24 protein-coding genes and 1 riboswitch are annotated in these 24,694 nt (G+C 37.0%); all 24 genes read right to left on the minus strand.

Annotated elements, in window-relative coordinates; all coding sequences use genetic code 11:
• Positions 1-6: 6 nt before the first annotated feature.
• The gene (locus B5P40_RS10175; protein WP_002088063.1) at positions 7-732 is read right to left on the minus strand and encodes a GntR family transcriptional regulator; all 726 of its coding nucleotides are present in this window, start codon (positions 730-732) and stop codon (positions 7-9) included.
• A 233-nt stretch (positions 733-965) separates the two neighbouring features.
• Positions 966-1,067, minus strand: a riboswitch (purine riboswitch).
• A 203-nt stretch (positions 1,068-1,270) separates the two neighbouring features.
• Positions 1,271-3,655, minus strand: coding sequence for a DNA translocase FtsK (locus B5P40_RS10185; RefSeq protein ID WP_002014584.1), 2,385 nt, complete (start codon positions 3,653-3,655; stop codon positions 1,271-1,273).
• 214 nt (positions 3,656-3,869) lie between these two features.
• Positions 3,870-4,073 carry a YlzJ-like family protein gene (locus B5P40_RS10190; RefSeq protein ID WP_002088064.1) on the minus strand — a complete coding sequence of 68 codons (204 nt, stop codon included), beginning with the start codon at positions 4,071-4,073 and terminating at the stop codon, positions 3,870-3,872.
• Entirely contained in the window at positions 4,070-4,819 is a 750-nt protein-coding gene (gene tepA / locus B5P40_RS10195; RefSeq protein WP_002014582.1) for a translocation-enhancing protein TepA, read from the minus strand. The genes B5P40_RS10190 and tepA overlap by 4 nt, the downstream gene beginning before the upstream one ends.
• A gap of 102 nt (positions 4,820-4,921) precedes the next feature.
• On the minus strand, positions 4,922-6,592 hold the full coding sequence (locus B5P40_RS10200; protein WP_002014581.1) for a ribonuclease J: 1,671 nt from the start codon (positions 6,590-6,592) through the stop codon (positions 4,922-4,924).
• 608 nt (positions 6,593-7,200) lie between these two features.
• On the minus strand, positions 7,201-8,079 hold the full coding sequence (gene dapA, locus B5P40_RS10205) for a 4-hydroxy-tetrahydrodipicolinate synthase (protein WP_002014579.1): 879 nt from the start codon (positions 8,077-8,079) through the stop codon (positions 7,201-7,203).
• 11 nt (positions 8,080-8,090) lie between these two features.
• Positions 8,091-9,323 carry an aspartate kinase gene (dapG, locus tag B5P40_RS10210; RefSeq protein WP_113709228.1) on the minus strand — a complete coding sequence of 411 codons (1,233 nt, stop codon included), beginning with the start codon at positions 9,321-9,323 and terminating at the stop codon, positions 8,091-8,093.
• 23 nt (positions 9,324-9,346) lie between these two features.
• Positions 9,347-10,393: an aspartate-semialdehyde dehydrogenase gene (gene asd, locus B5P40_RS10215; protein WP_002014577.1), complete on the minus strand. Its 1,047-nt coding sequence runs from the start codon at positions 10,391-10,393 to the stop codon at positions 9,347-9,349.
• Positions 10,394-10,543: 150 nt separating this feature from the next.
• Positions 10,544-11,143 (minus strand): dipicolinate synthase subunit B, encoded by a 600-nt coding sequence (gene dpaB, locus B5P40_RS10220; RefSeq protein ID WP_002111357.1) that lies wholly within the window; start codon positions 11,141-11,143, stop codon positions 10,544-10,546.
• Positions 11,140-12,042 (minus strand): dipicolinic acid synthetase subunit A, encoded by a 903-nt coding sequence (gene dpaA, locus B5P40_RS10225; protein ID WP_002088148.1) that lies wholly within the window; start codon positions 12,040-12,042, stop codon positions 11,140-11,142. The genes dpaB and dpaA overlap by 4 nt, the downstream gene beginning before the upstream one ends.
• Positions 12,043-12,214: 172 nt before the next feature.
• A complete protein-coding gene (locus B5P40_RS10230; RefSeq protein ID WP_002014571.1) occupies positions 12,215-12,463 on the minus strand; it encodes a YlmC/YmxH family sporulation protein in 249 nt (82 codons plus the stop codon).
• 135 nt (positions 12,464-12,598) lie between these two features.
• Positions 12,599-13,840, minus strand: a complete 1,242-nt coding sequence (locus B5P40_RS10235; protein ID WP_002088150.1) for a M16 family metallopeptidase — start codon at positions 13,838-13,840, stop codon at positions 12,599-12,601.
• Between the two features lie 86 nt (positions 13,841-13,926).
• Positions 13,927-14,826 (minus strand): polysaccharide deacetylase family protein, encoded by a 900-nt coding sequence (locus B5P40_RS10240; RefSeq protein WP_002033683.1) that lies wholly within the window; start codon positions 14,824-14,826, stop codon positions 13,927-13,929.
• A gap of 154 nt (positions 14,827-14,980) precedes the next feature.
• Positions 14,981-17,134, minus strand: a complete 2,154-nt coding sequence (pnp, locus tag B5P40_RS10245; protein WP_002033682.1) for a polyribonucleotide nucleotidyltransferase — start codon at positions 17,132-17,134, stop codon at positions 14,981-14,983.
• A gap of 161 nt (positions 17,135-17,295) precedes the next feature.
• Positions 17,296-17,565, minus strand: a complete 270-nt coding sequence (gene rpsO, locus B5P40_RS10250; RefSeq protein ID WP_001229392.1) for a 30S ribosomal protein S15 — start codon at positions 17,563-17,565, stop codon at positions 17,296-17,298.
• 99 nt (positions 17,566-17,664) lie between these two features.
• Entirely contained in the window at positions 17,665-18,636 is a 972-nt protein-coding gene (gene ribF / locus B5P40_RS10255) for a bifunctional riboflavin kinase/FAD synthetase (protein ID WP_002128800.1), read from the minus strand.
• Between the two features lie 43 nt (positions 18,637-18,679).
• Complete coding sequence (gene truB / locus B5P40_RS10260) at positions 18,680-19,603, minus strand: tRNA pseudouridine(55) synthase TruB (RefSeq protein WP_113709229.1); 924 nt, start codon at positions 19,601-19,603, stop codon at positions 18,680-18,682.
• A gap of 90 nt (positions 19,604-19,693) precedes the next feature.
• Positions 19,694-20,050, minus strand: a complete 357-nt coding sequence (gene rbfA / locus B5P40_RS10265) for a 30S ribosome-binding factor RbfA (RefSeq protein ID WP_000776437.1) — start codon at positions 20,048-20,050, stop codon at positions 19,694-19,696.
• A 15-nt stretch (positions 20,051-20,065) separates the two neighbouring features.
• Complete coding sequence (locus B5P40_RS10270; RefSeq protein ID WP_002088157.1) at positions 20,066-20,347, minus strand: DUF503 domain-containing protein; 282 nt, start codon at positions 20,345-20,347, stop codon at positions 20,066-20,068.
• Positions 20,344-22,410: a translation initiation factor IF-2 gene (gene infB / locus B5P40_RS10275; protein ID WP_002014558.1), complete on the minus strand. Its 2,067-nt coding sequence runs from the start codon at positions 22,408-22,410 to the stop codon at positions 20,344-20,346. The genes B5P40_RS10270 and infB overlap by 4 nt, the downstream gene beginning before the upstream one ends.
• A 4-nt stretch (positions 22,411-22,414) precedes the next feature.
• Complete coding sequence (locus tag B5P40_RS10280; RefSeq protein ID WP_001286519.1) at positions 22,415-22,726, minus strand: YlxQ family RNA-binding protein; 312 nt, start codon at positions 22,724-22,726, stop codon at positions 22,415-22,417.
• Positions 22,727-22,999 (minus strand): RNase P modulator RnpM, encoded by a 273-nt coding sequence (rnpM, locus tag B5P40_RS10285; RefSeq protein WP_002088161.1) that lies wholly within the window; start codon positions 22,997-22,999, stop codon positions 22,727-22,729.
• A gap of 11 nt (positions 23,000-23,010) precedes the next feature.
• Positions 23,011-24,117 carry a transcription termination factor NusA gene (gene nusA, locus B5P40_RS10290; protein WP_002014554.1) on the minus strand — a complete coding sequence of 369 codons (1,107 nt, stop codon included), beginning with the start codon at positions 24,115-24,117 and terminating at the stop codon, positions 23,011-23,013.
• A 17-nt stretch (positions 24,118-24,134) separates the two neighbouring features.
• On the minus strand, positions 24,135-24,605 hold the full coding sequence (rimP, locus tag B5P40_RS10295; protein WP_002088165.1) for a ribosome maturation factor RimP: 471 nt from the start codon (positions 24,603-24,605) through the stop codon (positions 24,135-24,137).
• Between the last annotated feature and the right edge of the window lie 89 nt (positions 24,606-24,694).

A 24,694-nucleotide genomic window follows, 5' to 3' on the forward strand; every position in this document is an offset into this window, starting at 1 on the left:
ACTTCCCTACATACGTTTTCTTAATACGTGGAAGCTAAACTTATCAGCTCTAAAGTAATTAATAGAATATAAGATTGGCTCATCATTTTGATCATAGTGCATTTGTTTTAAAACTAGCAGTGCCGTTTCAGGTTCACATTCTAAAATCGGTGAAATTTTCGGGTGATAACCAATCGGTTCAATGTGAGCAACTGCGTATGTGATACGCTTGTGCGTATTATTATGTATTACTGTAAGCAGCGATTCCTCATTGTATCCCGATAAATCTGGTAATATCTCTTTTGCCAGTTTATCAATGCAATATACAACTGGTTCCCCATCCGCTGTACGAACACGTTCAATCATTACTGCGCTAAAAGCATCTTCACAATTAAATTTCTCTTTTTCTTCTTCTGTTAAAGTTGTTGTAGATGATGATAAAAAGATTGTTCCTGGTGTTTTCCCCACACTAGAAATCATATCTGTAATACTAGAAAGTTGCTCTATTCCAGAAGAAAATAACGGCTTCGCATTTACAAATGTCCCTACACCATGTCTACGAATAACAACATTTTCTTCTTCTAAAATACGTAGTGCTTCCCTTAAAGTTGCCCTACTTACACCAAGTTCTTTCGCTAGATCAAACTCTGAAGGTAACTTTTGTTTTTCTTTGTAAGCCCCATCTTTAATTTTTCCTTTGATGTGATCAATCACCCGCAAATATAGGTGACGACTATCGGATTTTACTGACATAAGACTCCCCCGCATTTCAATTATTCGACCTCTGATGTAAGACTTCTTTTCTCTTTTTTCAACTTACAACATAGTATAAATTACTAAATACTAAAAATAAGCGTAATTATCGAATAAATATTAATAATTTTTCAAGATGAAATTTTCACACTTTATTCCATAAAAAAAACTTTGTACCATAAACATTTCTCATATAGAGAAAAAGTTCGGCACAAAGATTCCTTACATCCTTTGTTACACACTTTTCCCCTCATAGTCTAGCAATTCATGGTTGCCAGGTAGAAACTTATGGACCTTATCTCCAAGATTATATGAGGCAGTGATTCTTTTCGAAATAATCTTACCACTTGCTCCCATATGTGTCAACAGAATTCAACATTTTTCTACATTAAATATCGAACGTTTTGAAAACCAAAACGATAAGCATTCGTATTCTAAAGGACCCTTAAAGATGTAAGCCCTTTCTTCGTCAATGACTATAGTATATAACAAAAACAGCATATAAAAAAGCCTAATTGTAAAAACAATTAGGCTTTTTTTAAGAACTTTTTTCTTGCACATCTTTAATGAGTACTCCCCTTGGTTTACTACCTTCATAAGGACCTACTACACCATTCATTTCCATGGCATCAATTAAACGAGCTGCTCGCGTATATCCTACTCTAAATCTACGTTGTAACATAGAAACAGATGCTGTTTGCATTTCTACTACAAGCTGAACCGCTTCATCGTATAATTCATCTTCTACTTCCTGCTTTGTTTCAGGAACATCTTGTGGAATCATATCCTCTTGATATTGCGCTTTTTGCTGCGCAATAACAGATTCTACGACTCTCTCAACTTCATCATCTGATAAAAACGCCCCTTGTACACGAACAGGTTTCGATGCACCAATTGGTATGAATAACATATCTCCACGACCTAGCAACTTTTCTGCACCACCACCGTCAAGAATCGTTCGAGAATCTATTTGGGAAGATACAGCAAATGCAATACGCGATGGAATATTCGCTTTAATAACACCTGTGATAACATCAACTGACGGGCGCTGAGTCGCAATAATTAAATGAATACCAGCAGCACGTGCCATTTGCGCTAAACGCATAATCGCATCTTCTACATCCGAAGAAGCAACCATCATTAAATCAGCTAACTCGTCCACAATTACTACAATATATGGTAATTCAGGTTGTTTCGCTTCCGATTGGCTATTATGTTCTTTAATATAATCATTATATCCTTCAATGTTACGCGTACCGCTATGCGCGAATAATTCATAACGACGCTCCATTTCACTCACAACTTTCTTCAAAGCCTGTGATGCTTTTTTCGGATCAGTTACGACTGGTGTTAATAAGTGCGGAACACCGTTATATACATTTAACTCTACCATTTTCGGATCAATCATCATTAATTTTACTTCATGCGGTTTTGCACGCATTAAAATACTTACAATAATTCCATTAATACATACACTCTTTCCACTACCAGTCGCACCAGCTACTAATAAATGGGGCATTTTATTTAAACGTGCCAATACAGCCTCTCCTGTAACATCACGTCCAAGACCGATTAATAACTTCTCTTCTGGGTGGTTATTCGCCTTTGAATCAAGAACTTCTCTCAGCGTTACCATAGAAACTTCTGAATTCGGAACCTCAATCCCTACAGCTGATTTCCCGGGAATAGGTGCTTCAATACGAATGTCTTTCGCTGCTAAAGCAAGCGCTAAATCATCACTTAAACTAACAATTTTACTTACCTTTACTCCCATATCAGGATACACTTCATATTTCGTAACTGCAGGACCTCTATGTACTTTTGTTACTTTCGCTTTCACACCAAAACTTTGGAATGTACGTTCCAATTTACGAGCATTTTCATAAATTTCCGCATTTTCATTTGTAACTTGTTTATTTTGGGGAAACTTTAATATATCAAGCGAAGGAAGCTTATAATCTTTATTTTCCACATTAGAAAATTGCATAGGAGGTGCTTTCGTTTCACCTTCTAGCGATTCAACGATTTTTTCTCCTCGTTTCTTGTGAGGTTGTTCTTCTGGCGCAGGCGGAACTGCCTCTTCAATAAACGGAGGAGTGATTAAATCATTTTCTTCTATCTGCTTTTCCGTCTCTTCACGTACTGGATAATTCTCAGTAAAATTCGAAATAATTGGTGGACCAATTTCTATTTCTTCTACTGGCTCAATAGCTTCTTCTTGTTCAGCAACACGTTCACGCCTCTTGCTTCTTGTTGTTTTTTTCTTTTCAGTTTGCTCGGCGACCCTTTGAGATTTCCAATCTTTATAATCCCCTTGCATTACTTGAAACTGACTTCTAAGAATTCTCCCTACCGGAGCAAGTACTTCTCCAATATGTTTATTTGTTATACAAAGTATTCCAAGAATAACTAAAATAATTCCAATGATATATGCCCCTACTTCGTCAAATAAGAAGTAGCACGTTGCGAACATCAATGCACCGAACATACCACCACCTAAATGAACACTATCCGGGCCCTTTTTCATTTCAAGGAAGAAGTAATCTTTTGTACTAACAATTACAGAAGTATTTTGCACAGCTCCATCTTTCGTAAGCAGGTTAAATAATGTAATATGACTAAACATTAATATTGCTAGTACAATTAAATAAACACCTATTAGCCGTTTATTTAAAAGGTTGGGCCATCCCCGCTTTATTACAAACGCAACAGATAAAGCTATTACACCTAACACACCAATTATGTACCACTCACCAAAGAAGAAGCGAAAAAATAACACAAACGATTTCCCTACAACACCTAGCTGTAAAATCGTAATAATCGAAAGTGCAAAAAGAGTCAACCCGACGATTTCATAATACAAAGTTGGCTTTATCGTACGTCTTGCCTTAGCCTTCGTCCCTCTTTGCTTTTGTTTTGCCATTTCTTCACCTCGTGTTCTAGAAATTAAGTACAACTTTCTTATAAAAAAGATCTACTTACATGTCTTTCTCTCTATTTTTCAGGTCTTTATATCTTCTATTTTTACACTTCTTGTAAAATGTTAAATAAACAGAAGAAAGCAGCCTACTCATGGCTGCTCAACCGTCTTGTTTTTTATATTATACCATAGCTCCTAAACAAAATCCTTCTTTTTGCTAAAAGGTAATTTTCTGTCCAGGCTCAAACTCTAGGTAGTGAGACGGATTCGTACTTAATACACGTACAATAGAGTAACATTGATTATCCTCCTCAGAAACCACTAATTCCACGCCATTTATATTCACAACTTTTTGGCTTTCGCATTGTGAATAATCGGCCGGATACACAAGTTGCTCTGGCATAATTGTATATAAAATCATTGTAGCATTGTCCCTTCTGTACTATTATCCTTGCGTTCATCAATTAATTCGTTTAATTTTCGAAGTGCACTACCAATACCACCGACACCATCTATAAGACCATACTTCACTGCATCTCCACCTATTACATTCGTCCCAATATCTCGCGTCAAATTCCCTTTTGCAAACATAAGCTCTTTAAAACGATCTTCCGTTACTTTCGAATGCTTTGTCACAAATCGAATGACTCTTTCTTGCATTTTATCCAAATACTCAAATGTTTGTGGCACACCTATAACAAGACCTGTTAAACGAATTGGATGAATTGTCATCGTCGCTGTTTCGGCAATAAATGAATAATCAGTTGAGACCGCAATCGGTACACCGATTGAATGCCCTCCTCCTAAAACAAGAGATACAGTTGGTTTTGAAAGCGAAGCCACCATTTCAGAAATCGCTAATCCAGCTTCAACGTCACCCCCAACTGTATTTAATATTAACAGTAAACCTTCAATTTTTGGATTTTGTTCAATCGCGACAATTTGCGGAATGATGTGTTCATATTTTGTTGTTTTATTTTGTGGTGGCAACTGAATATGACCTTCCACCTGCCCAACAATTGTTAAGCAATGAATACGCGATTCATTCATTTGTGGTACATTTGTCTGTCCAAGTTGCTGAATTTTCTCCACTATAGAAGCCTCTTTTGGAACTTCTTTCGGCTCAGCTTCTTTTTCTTCATTTGTATAACGATCACGTTCTGTCATATCGCATCCCCTTTCACTCGTATATAACTATTATTTCTTAAGTTATGAATTTCATTCGATAGGGTTAAAAAAGAAAAAGATCACCTGTAAAGGTGACCTTCTTTATACTTCCATAATAATCGGTAAAATCATTGGCTTTCTCTTCGTTTCTTCGTACAAGAACTGCCCTAATAATTCACGAATATTTTGTTTCAACATAGACCATTCAATTGTATATTCTTTAATTGATTGTTCAACAATCATACGTACAATATCTGTGGATCGTTCGATTAATGCTTCTGATTCACGAACATATACAAAGCCGCGTGAAATAATTTCTGGACCAGAGATTATTTTCTTTTCATCCTTACCAAGTGTTACAACAACAACTAAAATTCCATCTTGAGATAACATCTTTCTATCTCGAAGAACGATGTTACCGACGTCACCTACACCTAATCCATCAATTAAAACATTACCAGCTTGCACTTTACCAGCTAATTTTGCTTCATCGTCACCAAAAGCAATTACATCGCCTTTTTCTACGATAAAGATATTCTCTCTCGCAATACCTACATCTTCCGCTAAATACGCATGTGCTTTTTGCATACGGAACTCACCATGTACGGGTACAAAATACTTCGGCTTCATTAAATTTATCATCAGCTTTAATTCTTCTTGGCTACCATGACCTGAAACGTGAACTTTTCTTTCACCGTAATAAATAACCTCAGCACCAGATCTAAATAACAAGTCAATAATTTTTGATACAGATACTTCATTTCCTGGAATTGGAGAAGCTGCAATAATAACAGTATCACCTTTACGAATTGAAATTTGTTTATGAGCTTGTTTCGCCATTCTAGAAAGGGCTGCCATCGGTTCCCCTTGACTACCAGTCGTTAAGATAGCTACCTTTTTTTCCGGGAAATTGTCTATTTCTTGTAATGAAATAACCATACCTTCTGGAACATCTAAATAACCAAGACGTCTTGCAATATCTACCACTTTCACCATGCTACGTCCTACTACCGCTACTTTCCTTCCAGTTTCAGCAGCTGCATCAAACACTTGTTGAATACGGTGTACATTCGATGCAAATGAAGCAACAATAATACGCCCTTCTGAACTATAGAATACTTTAGAAATCTCTATACCAACTTCTTTTTCCGAACCTGTATAACCAGGACGTTCAGCGTTTGTACTATCAGATAACAAGCAAAGTACGCCTTCATTTCCAATTTGCGCCATTTTCCCAAGATCTGCTCCACTATTTCCGATTGGAGTTTGATCAAATTTAAAGTCTCCTGTATATACTACAGCACCTTTTGATGTATGGAAACAAACACCCACAGAATCCGGAATACTATGTGTCGTTCCGAAGAATGACACATTTGTTGAATTAAACTCTACTGTTGAATTCGAGTCAATTGTTTTTAAGTCTACACGGCCTAACATTCCTGCTTCGCCAAGCTTTTCTTGTATAAGTCCTACCGTTAATTTCGTCGCATATACTGGAATAGATAATTTACGAAGCACATAAACAATTCCACCAATATGATCTTCATGACCATGGGTAATAAATAGTCCTTTTACTCGCTCTTGATTTTCTACTAAATATGTAATGTCAGGAATAACAATATCAATCCCAAACATTTCATCTCCCGGGAACATCAATCCGGCATCTACAATAAAGATTTCAGAATCAATTTCAACACAGTACATGTTTTTTCCGATTTCACCTACTCCGCCAAGAGCAAATACTTTAACAGACTCATTCTCTTTTCTCTTCATGTTGTTGCCTGGTTTAAAAATCTTGCAAACACTGATTTCACTAAAATTGCAGAGACACCAGGGGAAACTCTACAACCACCATATATTCACCGTCCAAGACGAATGTCCTTACCGTTATGCGATATCATGTCCTTGTTAATTTTTTAAACCAGGTTTCACCTCTCTTTCATTATATAAATCAAATATCTTATTCGATATGATATGAAAATTTCATTAAATCTTAATTTTTACCAATTTTGCTAAGCATACCCGTACTAAGCTACTTAGCCATATTATAACTGATACAAGAAATAGAACACAAGTTAAATTATGCGAAAGACAAGAGAAGACACTAAAATGAGATTATAATTTAAGAGGGCAAAATTCATATCAGTTTTACTATTTTCCCTACGTAATAAGAGTTTGATGGAAAAATATTCATGTAAATTCTTTACATAAACATGAAACGATATTCACTAAAAAAATCTTATCTCTGTAATCAGTTTCTTACTAATTCTCCCCCCTGCCACCCCCTTCTTATTACAGCTTATTAACTATAGCTAATTTTCATCACTTACATATAGTTAGTCAAAATAAAAATGACCTAGTTTCACACTAGGTCATTTTTATTAACGAGGAATAGATTGCATTACGGATTGTAACGTTATTCTTTCTTCTTCCGTTAATGGAAGAAGTGGCAAACGTACAGAACCTACATCTAATCCCACCATTTGTAATGCTGTTTTTACTGGTGTTGGGCTCGGCGCCATAAATAGTGCATCCGTTACTTTTACTAGTAATTGATGTAATTTCTGCGCTTTTTTGAACTCTCCAGCTTGGAATGCAGCAATCATTTCTTGCATTTCATTCCCGATAACATGAGATGCTACAGAAACAATACCTTTTGCTCCAATTGCCATAGCTGGTAATGTTAAACCATCATCACCGCTGTATACTGCAAAGTCGTCCGCTGTTTTTTCAATGATTTCTGTCATTGTTAATACATCGCCGCCTGCATCTTTAATCGCAACAATGTTTTCTATTTCTGATAAACGAACAACTGTATCAACGGAGATTTGTACAATAGATCGTCCTGGAACATTATATAGCATTACCGGAAGCGGAGTGCTTTCAGCGATTGTTTTAAAGTGCTGGTACATCCCTTCTTGACTCGGTTTATTATAATACGGTGCCACTAGCATAACTGCATCAACACCAACTTCAGTTGCCTTTTTTGTTAAATCGACAGAAGCATGCGTATTATTGCTACCTGTTCCAGCGATGACGGGCACCCTTTTATCGACAACAGATACGACATGGCGATATAACGCTACTTTTTCTTCTGATGTTAATGTAGGAGATTCTCCAGTCGTCCCTCCTACCACGATTGCTGTTGTACCGTTATCAATTAAATAATTTACCAATTTCGTTGTCTTTGCAAAATCGATATTACCATTTTTATCAAACGGTGTTACCATCGCGGTTGCAATTGTCCCAAAATCTATCATGATCTCACTCCTTATTGTCCCAGTTGCTTTTCTTTTGAAAGCTCAAATGCACTATGTAATGCATTCACAGCCTCCACTAAATCGGCTTCTTTTACAAGAACCCAAATTGTCGTATGACTATCTGCTGATTGCAGAATTTGAATACCTTTTTCCGCTAAAGCTGTGACAATTTTCGCTGTAACCCCTGGAATACCTGCCATTCCAGCACCAACGATAGAAACCTTCGCACAATGCTCTGTCACCACTGGATCATATCCAAGTTGCTTTAAAACCTCAACTGCACGCGCTGATACACTATCCTTTACTGTGTAAGCTACACCAGTAGGAGAAATGTTAATTAAGTCCACACTAATCCCTTCATTAGCCATTTCTTTAAACACGTGTTGTTGTAAATCATATGCAGTTTCTTTTGCAAGCACTTTAATTTGCGTTACGTTTGACACATGGGCAATCCCTGTAACAGGACGTTCTTCTACATCCTGCCCTTTTGTAGCACCATCATATGCCGCAATAAGCGTACCTTCACTATCAGAATACGTAGAACGTACACGAAGTGGTACTTTTGCATGCATCGCAATTTCAACCGCACGCGGATGAACAACTTTCGCACCCTGATAAGCCATGTTACAAATCTCGTTATATGTTACAGTTTGAAGATGACGTGCATCTTTTACGATACGAGGATCCGCAGTCATAACACCTTCAACATCTGTGAAGATATCGATATATTCAGCATGAAGCGCAACACCTAATGCTGAAGCTGAGGTATCACTACCTCCGCGTCCAAGTGTTGTCGTATCTCCATTTTTCGTTTGACCTTGGAATCCAGTCACGACGATAACATCTACATTTTGTAACTCTTCATGTATACGATCGCAATTCATTTCAATAATCTTAGCATTCGTAAAGTCATTATTCGTTACAAAACCAGCTTGCGCACCATTTAATGCTGCTGCTTTTATACCATTCTCATTCAACATGTTAGAGAAAACAATTGCTGAGATTAATTCTCCGCATGATAATAATAAATCTTGCTCACGTTTAGAAATATTAGGTTCCTCTTGATTTACAAGACTTAATAACGTATCAGTTGCATACGGTTCACCTTTACGGCCCATTGCTGATACAACAGTAACTACTTTATAACCAGCAGCTAACGATTTTTTTATATGGTGAAGCGCATGCTTGCGCCCATTGTCATCACGTACTGATGTACCACCAAATTTTTGAACAATAATTTTCATATTTTGCACCTTCTCTTAGCCGTTTACACTAATTGTAATTTTACTAAGCGCTCTGCAATTTGAACAGAATTCCATGCAGCGCCTTTTAATAAGTTATCAGATACGACCCAAAGGTGGAATCCTTTATCATTATTTAAATCTTTACGGATTCTTCCAACGAATACTTCATTTTTACCTACTGCAGTAGCTGGCATTGGATATAACTGCTCTGCTGGATTATCTTGCAGTACAATACCTTCTGCATTTGCAAGTAAGTTTTTCATTTCTTCTACTGTTACGCCTTCTTTATCTACTTCAATGTACACAGACTCGGAATGACCCGATACAACTGGTAAACGTACACATGTCGCAGCTACTTCTAATTCAGGCATATGCATAATTTTTTTCGTTTCATTAATCATTTTCATTTCTTCGAATGTAAATCCATTATCTTGGAATTTATCAATCTGTGGAATAGCATTAAAAGCGATTTGGAAATGCTTTTCGTCACCTGATACAGGTAAAACATTCGCCTTTACTTCTTCGCCATTTAAGATTGCTTGTGATTGTTCATGAAGTTCTTCAATAGCTGCCGCACCAGCACCTGATACAGCTTGATATGTGGAAACGATTACTCGTTTTAAACCATATTGCTGGCGAACTGGTTCAAGAGCTACTACCATTTGAATTGTAGAACAGTTTGGATTTGCAATAATACCATTATGTTCTTTTAAATCATTTTCATTTACTTCAGGTACAACAAGTGGCACGTTTTCTGTCATACGGAATGCACTTGTATTATCAACAACAATTGCACCGCGCTTTGCTGCTTCTGGCGCTAATTGTTTCGATACAGATCCACCTGCACTAAATAGTGCAATATCTACTCCTTCAAAACTTTCAGGAGTTGCCTCTTGAACTGTAAATTCTTCGCCTTTAAATACAAGTTTCTTACCTGCAGATCGTTTAGATGAAAGTAACGTTAACTTCCCAATTGGAAATTCTCGTTTCTCTAAAGTATTTAACATTTGTTCACCAACTGCGCCGGTTGCTCCAACTACAGCGACATGAAAAGTTTTTTGCTTTTCCATCACTATGCCCCTTTCTAGATACCAATCCTTCTATAACTTAGAATTAGAAGGAGCTTACAATGCCCCCTCTAATCTTAATAACGTTAATTTTATCATATTCTACAGTAAGAATGATGGTTTCAACAAAAATTGTACGTTTTTTTTCGTTTTTTAATTCATATATCTGAATTTTTCTACAACAACAGGTTGTAATTGTTTTCCTTGTAGCGCTTCCAATACTGTATCTTCAAGTAACTCCATACGAGCTACCATTGAGTTCGGTTTTTTCTCTGGTGCATCTTGGCCAAATGGTACGAAGTAGATGTCTTTTGTAGCCATTAGGCGCATGAGATTTACTCCATTAAGCCCTAAAGCATCATTCGTCGAAACAGCCAATACGACAGGCTTCCCATTTCTAAGCGTCGCTTTTGCTGCCATTAATACTGGAGAGTCTGTCATTGCATTTGCAAATTTACTCATCGAATTCCCTGTTAGTGGTGCAATCACCATGCAATCTAGTGGAATTTTCGGTCCTAGTGGCTCTGCGCCAACGATTGAATTAATTGCCTTAAAACCGGTTATTTCTTCGATCTTTTTAATCCATTCTTCCCCTTCGCCAAATCTAGTATTTGTTGATTGGACAGTATAAGAAACAACGGGACGTACTTCTGCACCTTCTGCAATTAACTTCTCTAAATGTGGCATAACTTCTTCATACGTACAATGTGACCCTGTAAATCCGAAACCAATTCGTTTTCCCTTCAAACTCATTTCTCATCATCCTCCTTTGCGATTGCATCTGCTATTAATAACTGAGAAAGAACATTCGCTAATATTTGTCCTGCTGTTTTCGGTGCAACAATCCCAGGAAGACCAGGTGCTAATAGTGCCTTCACTCCACGCTTCTCCGCATAGCGAAAGTCCGTGCCACCTGGCTTAGAAGCTAAATCAATAACTAGCGTATGAGCTGGCATTTTTGAAAGAACATTCGCTGTCACAACAAGATGCGGAATTGTATTAATAACAATATCGATATTACCTACTTCTTTCTCTATGTCTTGCATATGAAAAGGAGAAAACATCATTTCTGTAATACGAGCAATATGTTCCGAACGTCTCGCTCCAACTTTGACATGTGCTCCTAATGATTGAAAGGCTCTTGCAACACTCATACCAGTTCTACCAAATCCTAAAACCATTACATTCGATCCATGAATTGTGTAATCAGTATGTTGAATAACCATCATTAGTGTACCTTCTACGGTCGGAATAGAGTTATAGATTGCAACATCATCACGATCAAATAATTTTACAAGTTTGCGATTTGTAGTAGCTACGAGATTTTCCAAGTAAGGTGTACCAATACCTGAATATATAGTGAAGTTTTCTGGCGTCTTTTCAATTTGTTCTTTCGTTATGGAAACTTTCTCATTTGAAAAAATAGTATCTACTTCTCCTCTGGCATTCGTCCCTGCAACCGGCAAAATAATTGCATCTAAAGAAGTGAAATTTAAATCTTGTATACTTTCCTTTGCTGCCCCTGTGAAGCCATGATCTAACTGTTCAAACCCTATTAATGAAAGTTTCGCGTCCAGTTCGACTAACTTGCGAATTACTTCTAGCTGCCGTGCATCTCCTCCTATGACAGCAATATGCATCTCAGTCAACATTCCCTAATTCACCTTCTTTTTCTTTCATTTATAAGAAAAATGCCTACTTTTTCTTTTTCCTCCACATCATATGTAATGTACGAGTTTGAGGTGATTGAAAAACAAAAAGCACACGTGATTTATCTTCTTTATATAAAGATAAAAAAAAGACAACCAAAATGGTCATCTTTCACTATGATCTTGAATGGTTCGTAAGATCGCAAAGTATCATATCATTTCCAACCTTCTTTATTTTGCTCCATTCTACTCTCACTTCTTGCTGTTCTCTTTTAAAACCTCCCCATTTCCCAGCAGGTATAATAAGCGCTTGTATTTTTCCATCTCTCTCATCAATTTCTAAATCTGCATGACCTAAAACTCCCATTTTTTCTGCTCTTTCTAAATCCACAATCTCTTTGCCACTTAATTCACTTAAACGCATTAAATCTCCCCCTATCCTACTTTTTATGAAGGTTATCCTATAATAAGTACCTATTCTGCATATATAAAAAAAATAACCGTATCTCATATAAAAGAGATACGGTTATTTCCGAAAGCGAATGAATTACAAGATCGATTAAAGTTTCATTCCTTTTGGCAGTTTTCCATCTGGACTAATAAGTGCCGCAGAGAATTCATCGGTAAACATATTGCGAATTAACTCGTCTACATTTTGCTTTGTTACAGTGTTTACACTTTCAATAATCTCATCAAGAGAACGATGTTTACGAAGAAGCAATTCGTTTTTACCATTACGGCTCATACGACTATTCGTACTTTCTAAACTTAACATTAAGTTTCCTTTTAATTGTTCTTTACTGTTAACAAGCTCTTTTTCTGTAATACCTGTATTTTTCAACGTATTTAACGTTTCTTGCATTGTTTCATACAGTGTATCTAATTGTTTACTACCTGTTCCACCGTAAAGTGTTAACATTCCTGTATCTTCATAAGAAGAGTGATAAGAGAACACTGAGTACGCCAATCCACGTTGCTCACGTACTTCTTGGAATAAACGGCTACTCATACTACCGCCTAAAACATTATTTAATACAATTAAGTTATAAATATCTTCGTGTCCCATTTGCAAGCCTTTATATCCTAAACATAAATGAGCTTGTTCTGTTTCCTTCTTACGTGCTACTTTATTGAAATGGAAAATTGGGCTATGTACTTGTTCACGATTTGTTGTCCCTTCGTAACTACCGAAATATTGCTCTACAGTTTGTAAAAATGCTTCATCAATATTCCCTGCAATTGATACAACAACATTTTCAGGTGTGTAATGATCTTTCATATATTGACGTAACGTATCACCTGTAAATGTTTCAAGCGTTTCTTCTGTTCCTAAAATAGGATATCCAAGCGGATGCGTTTCATATGTTGCTTTCGTTAACATATCATGCACAATATCATCTGGCGCATCTTCGTACATTTTTATTTCTTCACATACAACATTCTTCTCTTTTTTCAGTTCTTCCTCATCAAATGTTGAATTAAAGAACATATCTGCTAAAACATCTAATGCATATTTAGCATGCTCATCTAGCACTTTCGCATAGTAACATGTATATTCTTTTGAAGTAAAAGCATTTACTTGTCCACCAATGCTATCAAATGATTCTGCAATCTCTCTTGCACTTCGCGTTTCTGTCCCTTTAAAGAACATATGTTCCAAAAAGTGCGAAACCCCATTATTTTTTTCATTTTCATTTCTTGAACCTGCGTGGATCCATATACCAATCGCAACCGAGCGTACAGTTGGTATATTCTCCATAACAATTCTTACACCATTTTTACACGTATATTTTTTAATCAAAAACTTTCCTCCTAATGCCAGTTTCTCTAAATAATTGCTATTATTTAATGATAACAAGTTTAGAGATGAATGTCATGCAAATGTATTTAATCCACACGTTTTTCATCTAGTAATTCTGTAATATTCCCCACTTTATATCCTTGTTCCTTTAAATTTTTAATCATAGTATCTAGCGCTTCTGTTGTAGATGAAGTAGGATGCATTAGCACAATAGCACCTGGATGTATTTTTCGCATTACTCTCTGCAATAGCACACCCGGTTCTGGCCGCTTCCAATCAATTGTATCTACAGTCCACATAATCGTCCCCATTTGGAAATCATCCGCTATTTTTACTACCTCATCCCGAAAGCTTCCACTTGGCGGAGCAAACCATCTCACTTTCTGATTTGTAGCTGCTTCTATCATTCGATTCGTTTTTTGTAATTGATCTCGTATTTCATCTGTAGACAGCGTTTTCATATTAGGGTGTGTGTAAGAATGATTTCCTACTTCTTGATTTGCATCGACAATCATTTTGGCAAATCGTAAGTTTTCTTTCACCCAGCGTCCTTCTAAAAAGAAAGTCGCCTTCACATCATGTTTTTTCAATATCTCTAATATACGTGGCAAATACTCATTACCCCAGGCCACATTAATTGTTAATCCCACCATCTTTTTATTTGGATGTCCTCGATAAATGGGAGCTGGTGGTAAATCTTCTAAGTGAACACTCGGTGATACTTCCTTAAATTCAAGTTGTTTTTGATCAAACTTCTTGATTTTCTTCATATTATTATAGGACGCTTCTATATCCACTTGTTTTCCATTATACCCAGGCGTCGCCTTCCAAATCTTATCAATCATCGCATTTTGCGGCATAATCTCGTACTGTTTTACATGCTTTTGAATCTCTTCATGCAAGTTATCCTGCGCAAAAACGGAATAAGAGCCACAACCCATATATAAAGAAAATATAAATATGTACGCTAATATACGAGCTTTCATATAAACCCTCCCATTAACTATAAAAAAGAAACCATTTTCTTCTTATCTTTGTTAATTTGAGCGTTATGATGAAAACTATACCTATACTCACATAAAAATCTAAATAAATCACATTTTTTACATAACAAAAAAAGCCAGCTAAACTGGCTTTCACTTATTGTTGCTCTTGTGCGTTTTCTTCTTTAGCTGCTTCTTCTTTAGCTGCTTCTTTTTCTTGCTCTTCTTTTAGCAATACTTTTCTAGATAAGTTTACACGACCTTGTTTGTCAATCTCGATAACTTTAACTGAAATCTCATCACCGATTTTCACAACGTCTTCTACCTTACCTACACGCTCAAGTGCAAGTTCAGAAATGTGAACAAGTCCATCTTTACCGCTAAATAATTCAACGAACGCACCGAATTTTTCAACGCGTTTAACTTTTCCTAAGTAGATTTCGCCTACTTGTACTTCGCGAACGATATCTTCGATAATTTTCTTCGCTTTTTCATTCATCTCTTGATTAATTGATGAAATGAATACTGTACCATCTTGCTCGATGTCAATTTTAACGCCAGTTTCTTCAATGATTTTATTGATCTGTTTACCACTTGGTCCAATAACATCACGAATTTTATCTGGGTTAATTGCCATTGTAATAATCTTCGGAGCATACGCAGATAACTCAATGCGAGGTTCAGCGATAACAGATAACATGTGATTTAGAATGTGCATACGACCAACTTTCGCTTGTTGTAATGCTTCTTCTAAAATCTCACGAGATAAACCATCGATTTTAATGTCCATTTGTAGTGCAGTTACACCTTTTGCAGTACCTGCTACTTTAAAGTCCATATCACCTAAATGGTCTTCCATTCCTTGAATATCTGTTAAAATTGTGTAATGCTCACCAGATTTCACTAGACCCATTGCAATACCAGCAACTGGTGCTTTAAGTGGTACACCCGCATCCATCATCGCTAATGTACTACCGCAAATACTCGCTTGTGAAGTAGAACCATTTGACTCTAATACTTCAGATACAAGACGAACTGTATATGGGAAATCCTTTTCAGATGGAAGTACAGGTTCAAGAGCACGTTCTCCTAATGCTCCGTGACCAATTTCACGACGACCTGGTCCACGCATTGGTCTTGTTTCACCAACACTAAATGAAGGGAAATTATAATGGTGCATAAAGCGTTTTGACTCTTCTACACCTAGACCATCTAAAATTTGCACATCGCCTAATGCACCTAATGTACAAATACTTAATGCTTGCGTTTGTCCACGTGTGAATAGACCAGAACCATGTGTACGAGATAAAATGCCAACCTCTGATGCTAAAGGACGAATTTCGTCACCTTTACGACCATCTGGGCGGATTTTTTCAACTGTAATAAGACGACGTACTTCTTCTTTTACAATTTTATATAAAATCTCACTTACTTGTCCTAATGTATCAGCATCAGCTTCCTCAGCTTCGTAATGCTCAATTACACGCTTTTTCACTACGCTAATTGCATCTTCACGTGCATGTTTTTCGTGCACTTGAATTGCAGAATGCATATCTGTCTCAGCCATTTCACGTACAGCTTGGTTCAAATCAGCATCCACTTCATAAAGTTTCACTGCTGTTTTCTCTTTACCGACAGCTTGTACAATCTCTTCTTGGAATGCAATTAGACGTTTAATTTCATCGTGTCCAAACATAATTGCTTCTAACATTGTTTCTTCAGGTACTTGATCCGCTCCTGCTTCAACCATGTTAATTGCATCTTTCGTACCAGCTACAACAAGGTGCATATCACTTTGTTCTTGCTGTTCTACTGTTGGATTAATAACGAACTCGCCATTAATACGACCAACTGTCGCACCTGCGATTGGACCTTCAAATGGAATATCTGAAATAGATAATGCTAATGAAGAACCAAGCATAGCTGCCATCTCAGAAGAACAGTCTTGATCAACACTCATTACGATGCTGACAACTTGTACTTCATTACGGAAACCATCTGCGAAAAGTGGACGGATTGGACGGTCAATTAAACGACTTGCTAAAATTGCTTTTTCACTTGGACGGCCTTCGCGCTTAATAAAACCGCCTGGGATTTTTCCAACTGCATATAAACGCTCTTCATAGTTTACTGTAAGCGGGAAGAAATCTACATTTTTTGGCTCTTTTGATGCAGTTGCTGTAGATAGAACTGCTGTGTCGCCGTATCTTACTAATACTGCTCCGTTTGCTTGTTTTGCAAGCTGACTTGTTTCAATTGTTAGCTGACGACCAGCTAAATCTATCGAGAAGACTTGCTTTTCCTGACTCATTTAAGTACCCCTCTCAATTTAAAATATTCAATTCTTCTATGTAAATGGATAGTATATCACAATATTCTTTCCTCTAGTATTGCCGAAAATTAAGTAAGCTATAAAGAGTAGAAGATATATTTTTACCTAACAAAAAAGCGGGAATATTCCCGCTTCTTTGACTATCGACGTAAGCCAAGCTTTGTGATTAATTCACGGTAACGTGTGATATCGCTATTACGAAGGTAAGTAAGTAAGTTACGACGTTTACCAACCATCTTTAATAGACCACGACGTGAATGATGATCCTTCTTGTGAGTACGTAAGTGCTCGTTTAGAGTGTTAATTTGCTCCGTTAGGACAGCAATTTGAACCTCTGGAGAACCAGTATCAGTCTCATGAGTTCTAAATTGTGCAATGATTTCATTTTTACGCTCTTGTGTTAAAGCCATCCTATTTCACCTCCTAATAATTAAACCCCAGTTACCTAGCAAGCATCGGTGAGTCGCAATGCCAAGTAATGGTTGTCATAAAGTACATAACATAGAATACTACTTTTCATTTGAAAAAGCAAGTATATTCTTTACGCTCGCAAAATATTCTTGGGCAACCTTTTTATCTTGAGCGATTTGCGCAACTAACTCATCAATTCCATTAAACTTTTTTTCTTCTCTTATACGCATGTGCCATTCCACTGTAACACTTTGATCGTATATGTCTTTATTAAATTCAAATAGATGCACTTCAATAGATAATTGACGCTCATTCTCTTTGAAAGTTGGTTTATATCCGATATTACATACACCATCATGCCATTCATCATGAACCTTCAACCTTACCGCATATACACCTACAGGTGGCAACAAATATTCATCACTTAAACCTACATTTGCAGTTGGGAAACCAATTTGACGTCCACGCTTATCACCGTGTACAACTGTTCCTTCTACCGTGTAAGCTCTCCCTAAAATAGATGGAATTTGTTCCATTTCACCGTTTCGAATTAACTTTCGTAATGAAGTAGAACTTACTTTTTCTTCTTGATATTCAACTTTTTCGATCACGGTCTGTGTAAACTCCCCTCTTGCATGAAATGGTAAAGTCTCCATCTTCCCTTTTCCTAAACGTCCATATGAATAATCAAAGCCTGCTACTACATGCTTTACATTTAAACCAATAATATACTCATCGACAAACTGCTGTGGTAATAATCCAGCAAATGGCTCATCGAATTTCACCACATATAAGATATCAATTCCTAAACTTGCGATGATTTCTTCTTTAAGGCGCATCGGTGTAATATACTCCACATGCGCTTCTTTTTTTCCTAATACAACAGATGGGTGTGGATGGAACGTCATGACAGCACTTTTACATCCTCTTTCATCCGCTATTTTTTTCGCTGTTCGAATCACACGTTGATGTCCTAAATGAATGCCATCAAAATATCCTAATGCCATTACAGTAGGTGGTAATTCTATTTTATTTTGTTCATGTGGATGAGTTAAATGAATAAGTTTCACGCTTGAATTCACCTTTTTCTGTAATAATCCTTCCAATAATTCATTATAGCTTTAGTTCTTGATTATTCACAAGTACTTTCATTGGCTTTAGCATTCCAGGGTGTTTTGGGTGATGTTCATAAATTGCTAAGCAACGATCATTTTTATCAAATACTGTAATAAATGGTGCTGTTGTTTCTAATTCATTCTTTAAGAACATACCGTTCTTTATTTTTTCAGCTTGCTTTTCATCTACAACCATTTTTGGAAACTTACTTAGCGCCTCATCAATTGAGATGAAAATAGACTCTACTGTTCCATTTTGCACGTTTTCTTCAATTTCTTCAAATGATATGCAACCTTCTAGTAAAAATTCACCAGATGCTGTTCTTACAAGGTGAGACATATGTGATGGAAATCCAAGTTTTTCACCTATCATTACTGCTAGTGTTCTTACATATGTTCCTTTACTACACGTTACACGGAAACGAAATGAAATATTTTCCCCTTCAAAAACTTCACGTTCATCAAGTAATACAAATTCATGAATTGTAATTGTACGAACTGGACGTTCAACTTCTTGTCCTGCCCTTGCATATTCGTATAGTTTTTTCCCGTTAACTTTTACAGCTGAGAACATCGGCGGCATTTGTTCAATTGTCCCTGTTAATTCCGCTAGTACCTCTTCTACTTCTTTACGTGTAATGACACGATTTACATCTTGTTTCTCCACAACTTCACCAGAAGCATCTTCTGTTGTTGTTGAAAATCCTAATGTCACTTCACCTTCGTATGTTTTTGTTTCACTTGTTAAAAATTGCGCAATTTTTGTTGCACGCCCAACGCAAATAGGTAATACTCCTGTTACATCTGGATCCAGTGTCCCTGTATGACCAATTCGTTTCTCACGCAATATCTTTCTTAATTTGAACACACAATCATGTGATGTCATTCCCTTTGGCTTATGTAATAATACTACACCTTCCATATACTCACCTCATCATTATTCTTTTGTAGTAATTGCAATTATGCAAAACTTATTTTACATTGAAAAAATGGATAGACAAATGTCTATCCATTATTCTTCACGTTTACCGTCTTTATTAATTTCATGTAAAAGTGTATCAATTCGATGACCATATCCGATAGACTCATCAAACTCAAAGGTAATTTCTGGTGTTTTACGAAGACGAATACGTTGGCCAATTTCTGAACGAATAAAGCCTTTTGCCTTCGCTAAACCTTTTAATGTATTTTCTTTCTGTTCTTCGTCACCTAAAACAGAAATGTATACTTTAGCAATTTGTAAATCTCCACTCACTTGTACATCTGTTACTGTAACAAATCCAATACGTGGGTCTTTAATTTTACGACTGATAATGTCGCCTAATTCTTTTTTCATTTGCTCGCCCACACGGTTCGCACGTAATTTCATAACTCTTCACCTCATTCAATACCATTCCAAATGTGTTATCGTACGTTCAATTTCAGGAAATGAATCGATATACTCAAGTACACGATTCATTTCTTTTTCACAGACAACACGATTTGAGGATACGGAAACAATTGCAATTTCTGTACGTTGCCATACATCTTGATGCCCAACTTCAGAAACAGCTACATTATAGCGCTGTTTCACACGAGTTAACACACGTTGCAAAATTGCTCGTTTCTCTTTTAAAGAATGCACATCGTAAATCATACACTCGAATGAGAGTGAAGCGATAATCATCGCTTCACTTCTTCCATAACGTATGCTTCAATGATGTCCCCTTCTTTAAGATCATTATATCTCTCAATTGTAATACCACACTCATAGTTTTGTGCAACTTCTTTTACGTCGTCTTTGAAACGTTTTAACGTATCAAGTTTTCCTTCGAAGACTACTACGCCATCACGGATAATACGAACGCCACTATCACGTGTAATTTTACCGTCTATTACGTAACAACCTGCGATTGTTCCAACTTTTGTTACTTTGAATGTTTGACGAACTTCCGCTTGACCGATTACTTTTTCTTCGAATTCTGGATCCAGCATACCTTGCATTGCTGATTCAATTTCTTCGATTACTTTATAGATAATACGGTGTAAACGAACATCAACTTTCTCTAATTCAGCTGTACGCTTCGCATTCACATCAGGGCGTACGTTAAATCCAATTACAATTGCATTAGATGCAGAAGCTAAAATAATATCAGATTCTGTAATCGCACCTACGCCTGTATGGATAATTTTCACTTTTACGCCTTCAACATCAATTTTACGAAGTGATGCTGCCATTGCTTCTACAGAACCTTGTACGTCTGCTTTCACAATTAAGTTAATTTCTTTTACATCGCCCTCTTGGATTTGTTGGAATAAATCTTCCAGGCTGAATTTAGATTTCTCACCACGTTGTGCAACTAACGCTTCTTGTGCACGTGATTCACCAATTTGACGAGCTTTCTTCTCATCAGCGAATGCCATGAAACGATCTCCCGCTTGTGGCACTTCATTTAAACCTGTAATTTCAACAGGAGTTGATGGACCAGCAACTTTTACACGACGACCAATATCACTTACCATTGCACGAACACGACCGAATGATGTTCCAACAACAATTGGATCTCCAACTCGAAGTGTACCGTTTTGAACAAGTAATGTCGCGATAGTTCCTTTACCTTTATCAAGCTGTGCTTCAATTACAGTACCAGCTGCATAGCGATTTGGATTTGCTTTATATTCTTCTACTTCACTCACAAGAAGGATCATTTCTAGTAAGTTGTCAATTCCCTCGCCTTGAATCGCAGAAATTGGCACGAAAATCGTGTCTCCGCCCCAAGCTTCTGGAACTAATTCATATTCTGTTAATTCTTGCATTACACGATCAGGATTTGCCGCTGGTTTATCCATTTTATTCACAGCAACAATAATTGGTACTCCAGCTGCTTTCGCATGGCTAATCGCTTCAACTGTTTGTGGCATAACACCGTCATCAGCTGCAACAACAAGAATTGTAATATCTGTTACTTGTGCACCACGAGCACGCATTGTTGTAAATGCCGCGTGACCTGGTGTATCTAAGAACGTAATTTTCTTATCATTTACATCAACTTGGTATGCACCGATATGCTGAGTAATTCCACCAGCTTCGCCAGCAGTTACTTTTGAATTACGGATAGAGTCAAGCAATGTTGTTTTACCATGGTCAACGTGTCCCATAATTGTAACAACAGCTGGACGTTCTTTTAAGTTTTCTTCATCATCTTGCTCATCGATGAATGTTTCAAATTCAGTTTCACTTACAACTACTTCTTCTTCTACTTCAATACCGTAATCAGTAGCAATTAACTCAATTGTATCTTTATCTAAGTCTTGGTTAATTGTCGCCATAATTCCTAGCATGAAGAGCTTTTTAATAATTTCAGATGGCTCTTTGCTTAACTTTTTAGCAAGGTCACCTACTGTAAGGCTTCCAGAGAAAGTGATTTTATCTGGTGTTTCTACTATTGGTGTTTGTTGTCTTCCAGCAAAGTTATCTTGACGTTTATCTTCATTTGCTTTGCCTTTTTTCTTATTCTTATTGCTGTTCTTTTTACTGCGAACAACTTTCTCTTCTACTTCAAACTCATCTGCAACAGAAGGTTTTTCCGCTCCAGCGCTATATTGATTATCTAATTTGTTTACTACTTCATCTTCTAACATTGTCATATGATTCGAAACCTCGATATTCATCTCTTTTAGTTTTGTCATAAGATCTTTACTTGAGATATTATTTTTTTTTGCATATTCATGTACTCGAATTTTACTCATACCTTCACCCCCGGTAATTTGTATCGAGCATGCTACGTAGCTTTTTCGCAAAGCCTTCATCTAAAACAGCTACAACGACTCGCTCGTCTCTCCCAATCGCATGCCCTAATTGTTGTCGATTTTCGACTTTTCTCATTGGTATGTTGTAGTACGTGGTTTTATCAATGATACGTTTTGTAGTGTTCGCTGACGCATCTTCAGAAAGCAATACTAGCTTTGCTTTGCCACTTCTTACTTCTTTTAAAACGAGTTCTTCACCCGAAATAATTTTTCGAGCGCGGTTTGCTAGTCCTAAAAATGATTTCCAATCAGACACTTATTTCGACTCCTTCTCAACAAGCTCAAGAAGCTCTTCGTACAGAGAACTGTCGATTTTCGCTTTTAGATGATGTTCCAAAATGTTTTTCTTTTGGGCTTGAATAATGCTTTCTTTATCTTTTGATAAATATGCACCTCGTCCTGATTTTTTTCCTGATAAATCAATAGACACTTCGCCCTCTTTGGAACGAACAATGCGAACTAGCTCTCGTTTTGATTTCATCTCTTGCGTCGCAATACATTTTCGTAACGGAACTTTTCGATTGCTCATACTCATCACCTCTATTCGATTTCGTCTTCAGCTGAATCGAATCCGAATGCGATTACGCTATCTTCTTCTGTCACAATACCAAGTTGTTTCGCATCAGACTCACTTTTAATATCAATTTTCCAGCCTGTTAATTTAGCTGCAAGACGCGCATTTTGTCCACGCTTACCAATCGCTAATGAAAGCTGGTGGTCTGGAACAACAACAGTTGTTGCTTTCTCTGCTTCATCTACAAGTACTTTAACAACCTGTGATGGACTTAAAGCATTTGCAACATATTCAACTGGGTCATTCGACCAGCGAACGATGTCAATCTTTTCACCTTTTAGTTCATCTACAACGCGTTGTACACGTTGTCCTTTCGGTCCTACACAAGAACCTACTGGATCAACATCGATATTCTCTGCATATACAGAAATTTTAGAACGGTCGCCTGCTTCACGTGCTACAGAGCGAATTTCTACAGTTCCATCATAAATTTCTGGAACTTCCATTTCGAATAAACGTTTTAAAAGACCAGGATGTGTACGTGATACGTAAATTTGTGGTCCTTTTGTTGTCTTTTCTACTTTTGTAATAAATACGCGAATACGATCATGTGGTTTATATTGCTCATTTGGCATTTGCTCACTTACAGGTAATAAAGCTTCTACTTTACCTAAGCTTACATAGATGAAACGAGCATCTTGGCGCTGTACAATACCAACCATAATGTCTTCTTCACGATCACTAAATTCTGAATAAATTACACCACGTTCCGCCTCACGAACTCGTTGTGTTACAACTTGTTTTGCAGTTTGCGCTGCAATACGACCAAAATCTTTTGGCGTTACTTCAATTTCTAGTACGTCACCATCTTGGTAGTTTGGATTAATTTGTCTTGCCTCTTCTACAGAGATTTCAAGACGTGGATCAAACACATTATCTACAACGTCCTTACGTGCTAAAACTTGAATTGTTCCCACTTCTGGGTTAAAGCTCACACGAACGTTTTGTGCTTGGTTAAAATTGCGTTTATAAGCAGAGATTAATGCTGCTTCAATCGCATCAATAATAATATCTTTGCTAATACCTTTTTCTGACTCTAATACGAGCAAAGCATCTAACAACTCAGTGCTCATGAAGATCCCCCTTCTTACTAAAACGTAACAGCAAGTCGCGCATTTGCAACTTTATCCATTGGAATTTGGATTTCTTTTTTACGTGTTTTAATTGTTAATAGTAGTGTAATTGTATTACCGTCGTAGGAAAGTAGCTTTCCTTCAAACATCTTCTCACCATCAATCGGCTTATATGTTTTAATTGCCACTTGTTTTCCTACCGCTTGCTGGAAGTCTTTCTCTTTCTTTAATGGACGTTCCGCTCCAGGAGATGATACATCCAAAAAGTAAAGATGAGGAATTGGATCCTCTTTATCTAAAGCTTCGCTTAAACGTTCACTTACCGCACCGCATTCTTCAATTTCGACTCCCTTTTCAGAATCGATGAATACGCGTAAGAACCAGTCTTGTCCTTCTTGCACATACTCTACATCTACAAGTTCAAGATTTAACTCTTCAACGATTGGCTGCGCAAATGCTTCTACAATTTCTGTGACTTTCTTATCCATAAACAGCCTCCTTCCTGCCGCCATGTACCATCTACAAGAAAAGATCCCGTTCATAAAGACGGTCTATCTTATTCTTTCTCGTTAGCTAA

The sequence above is a fragment of the Bacillus sp. SRB_8 genome, assembly GCF_003264205.1.
GTDB lineage: Bacteria > Bacillota > Bacilli > Bacillales > Bacillaceae_G > Bacillus_A > Bacillus_A mycoides.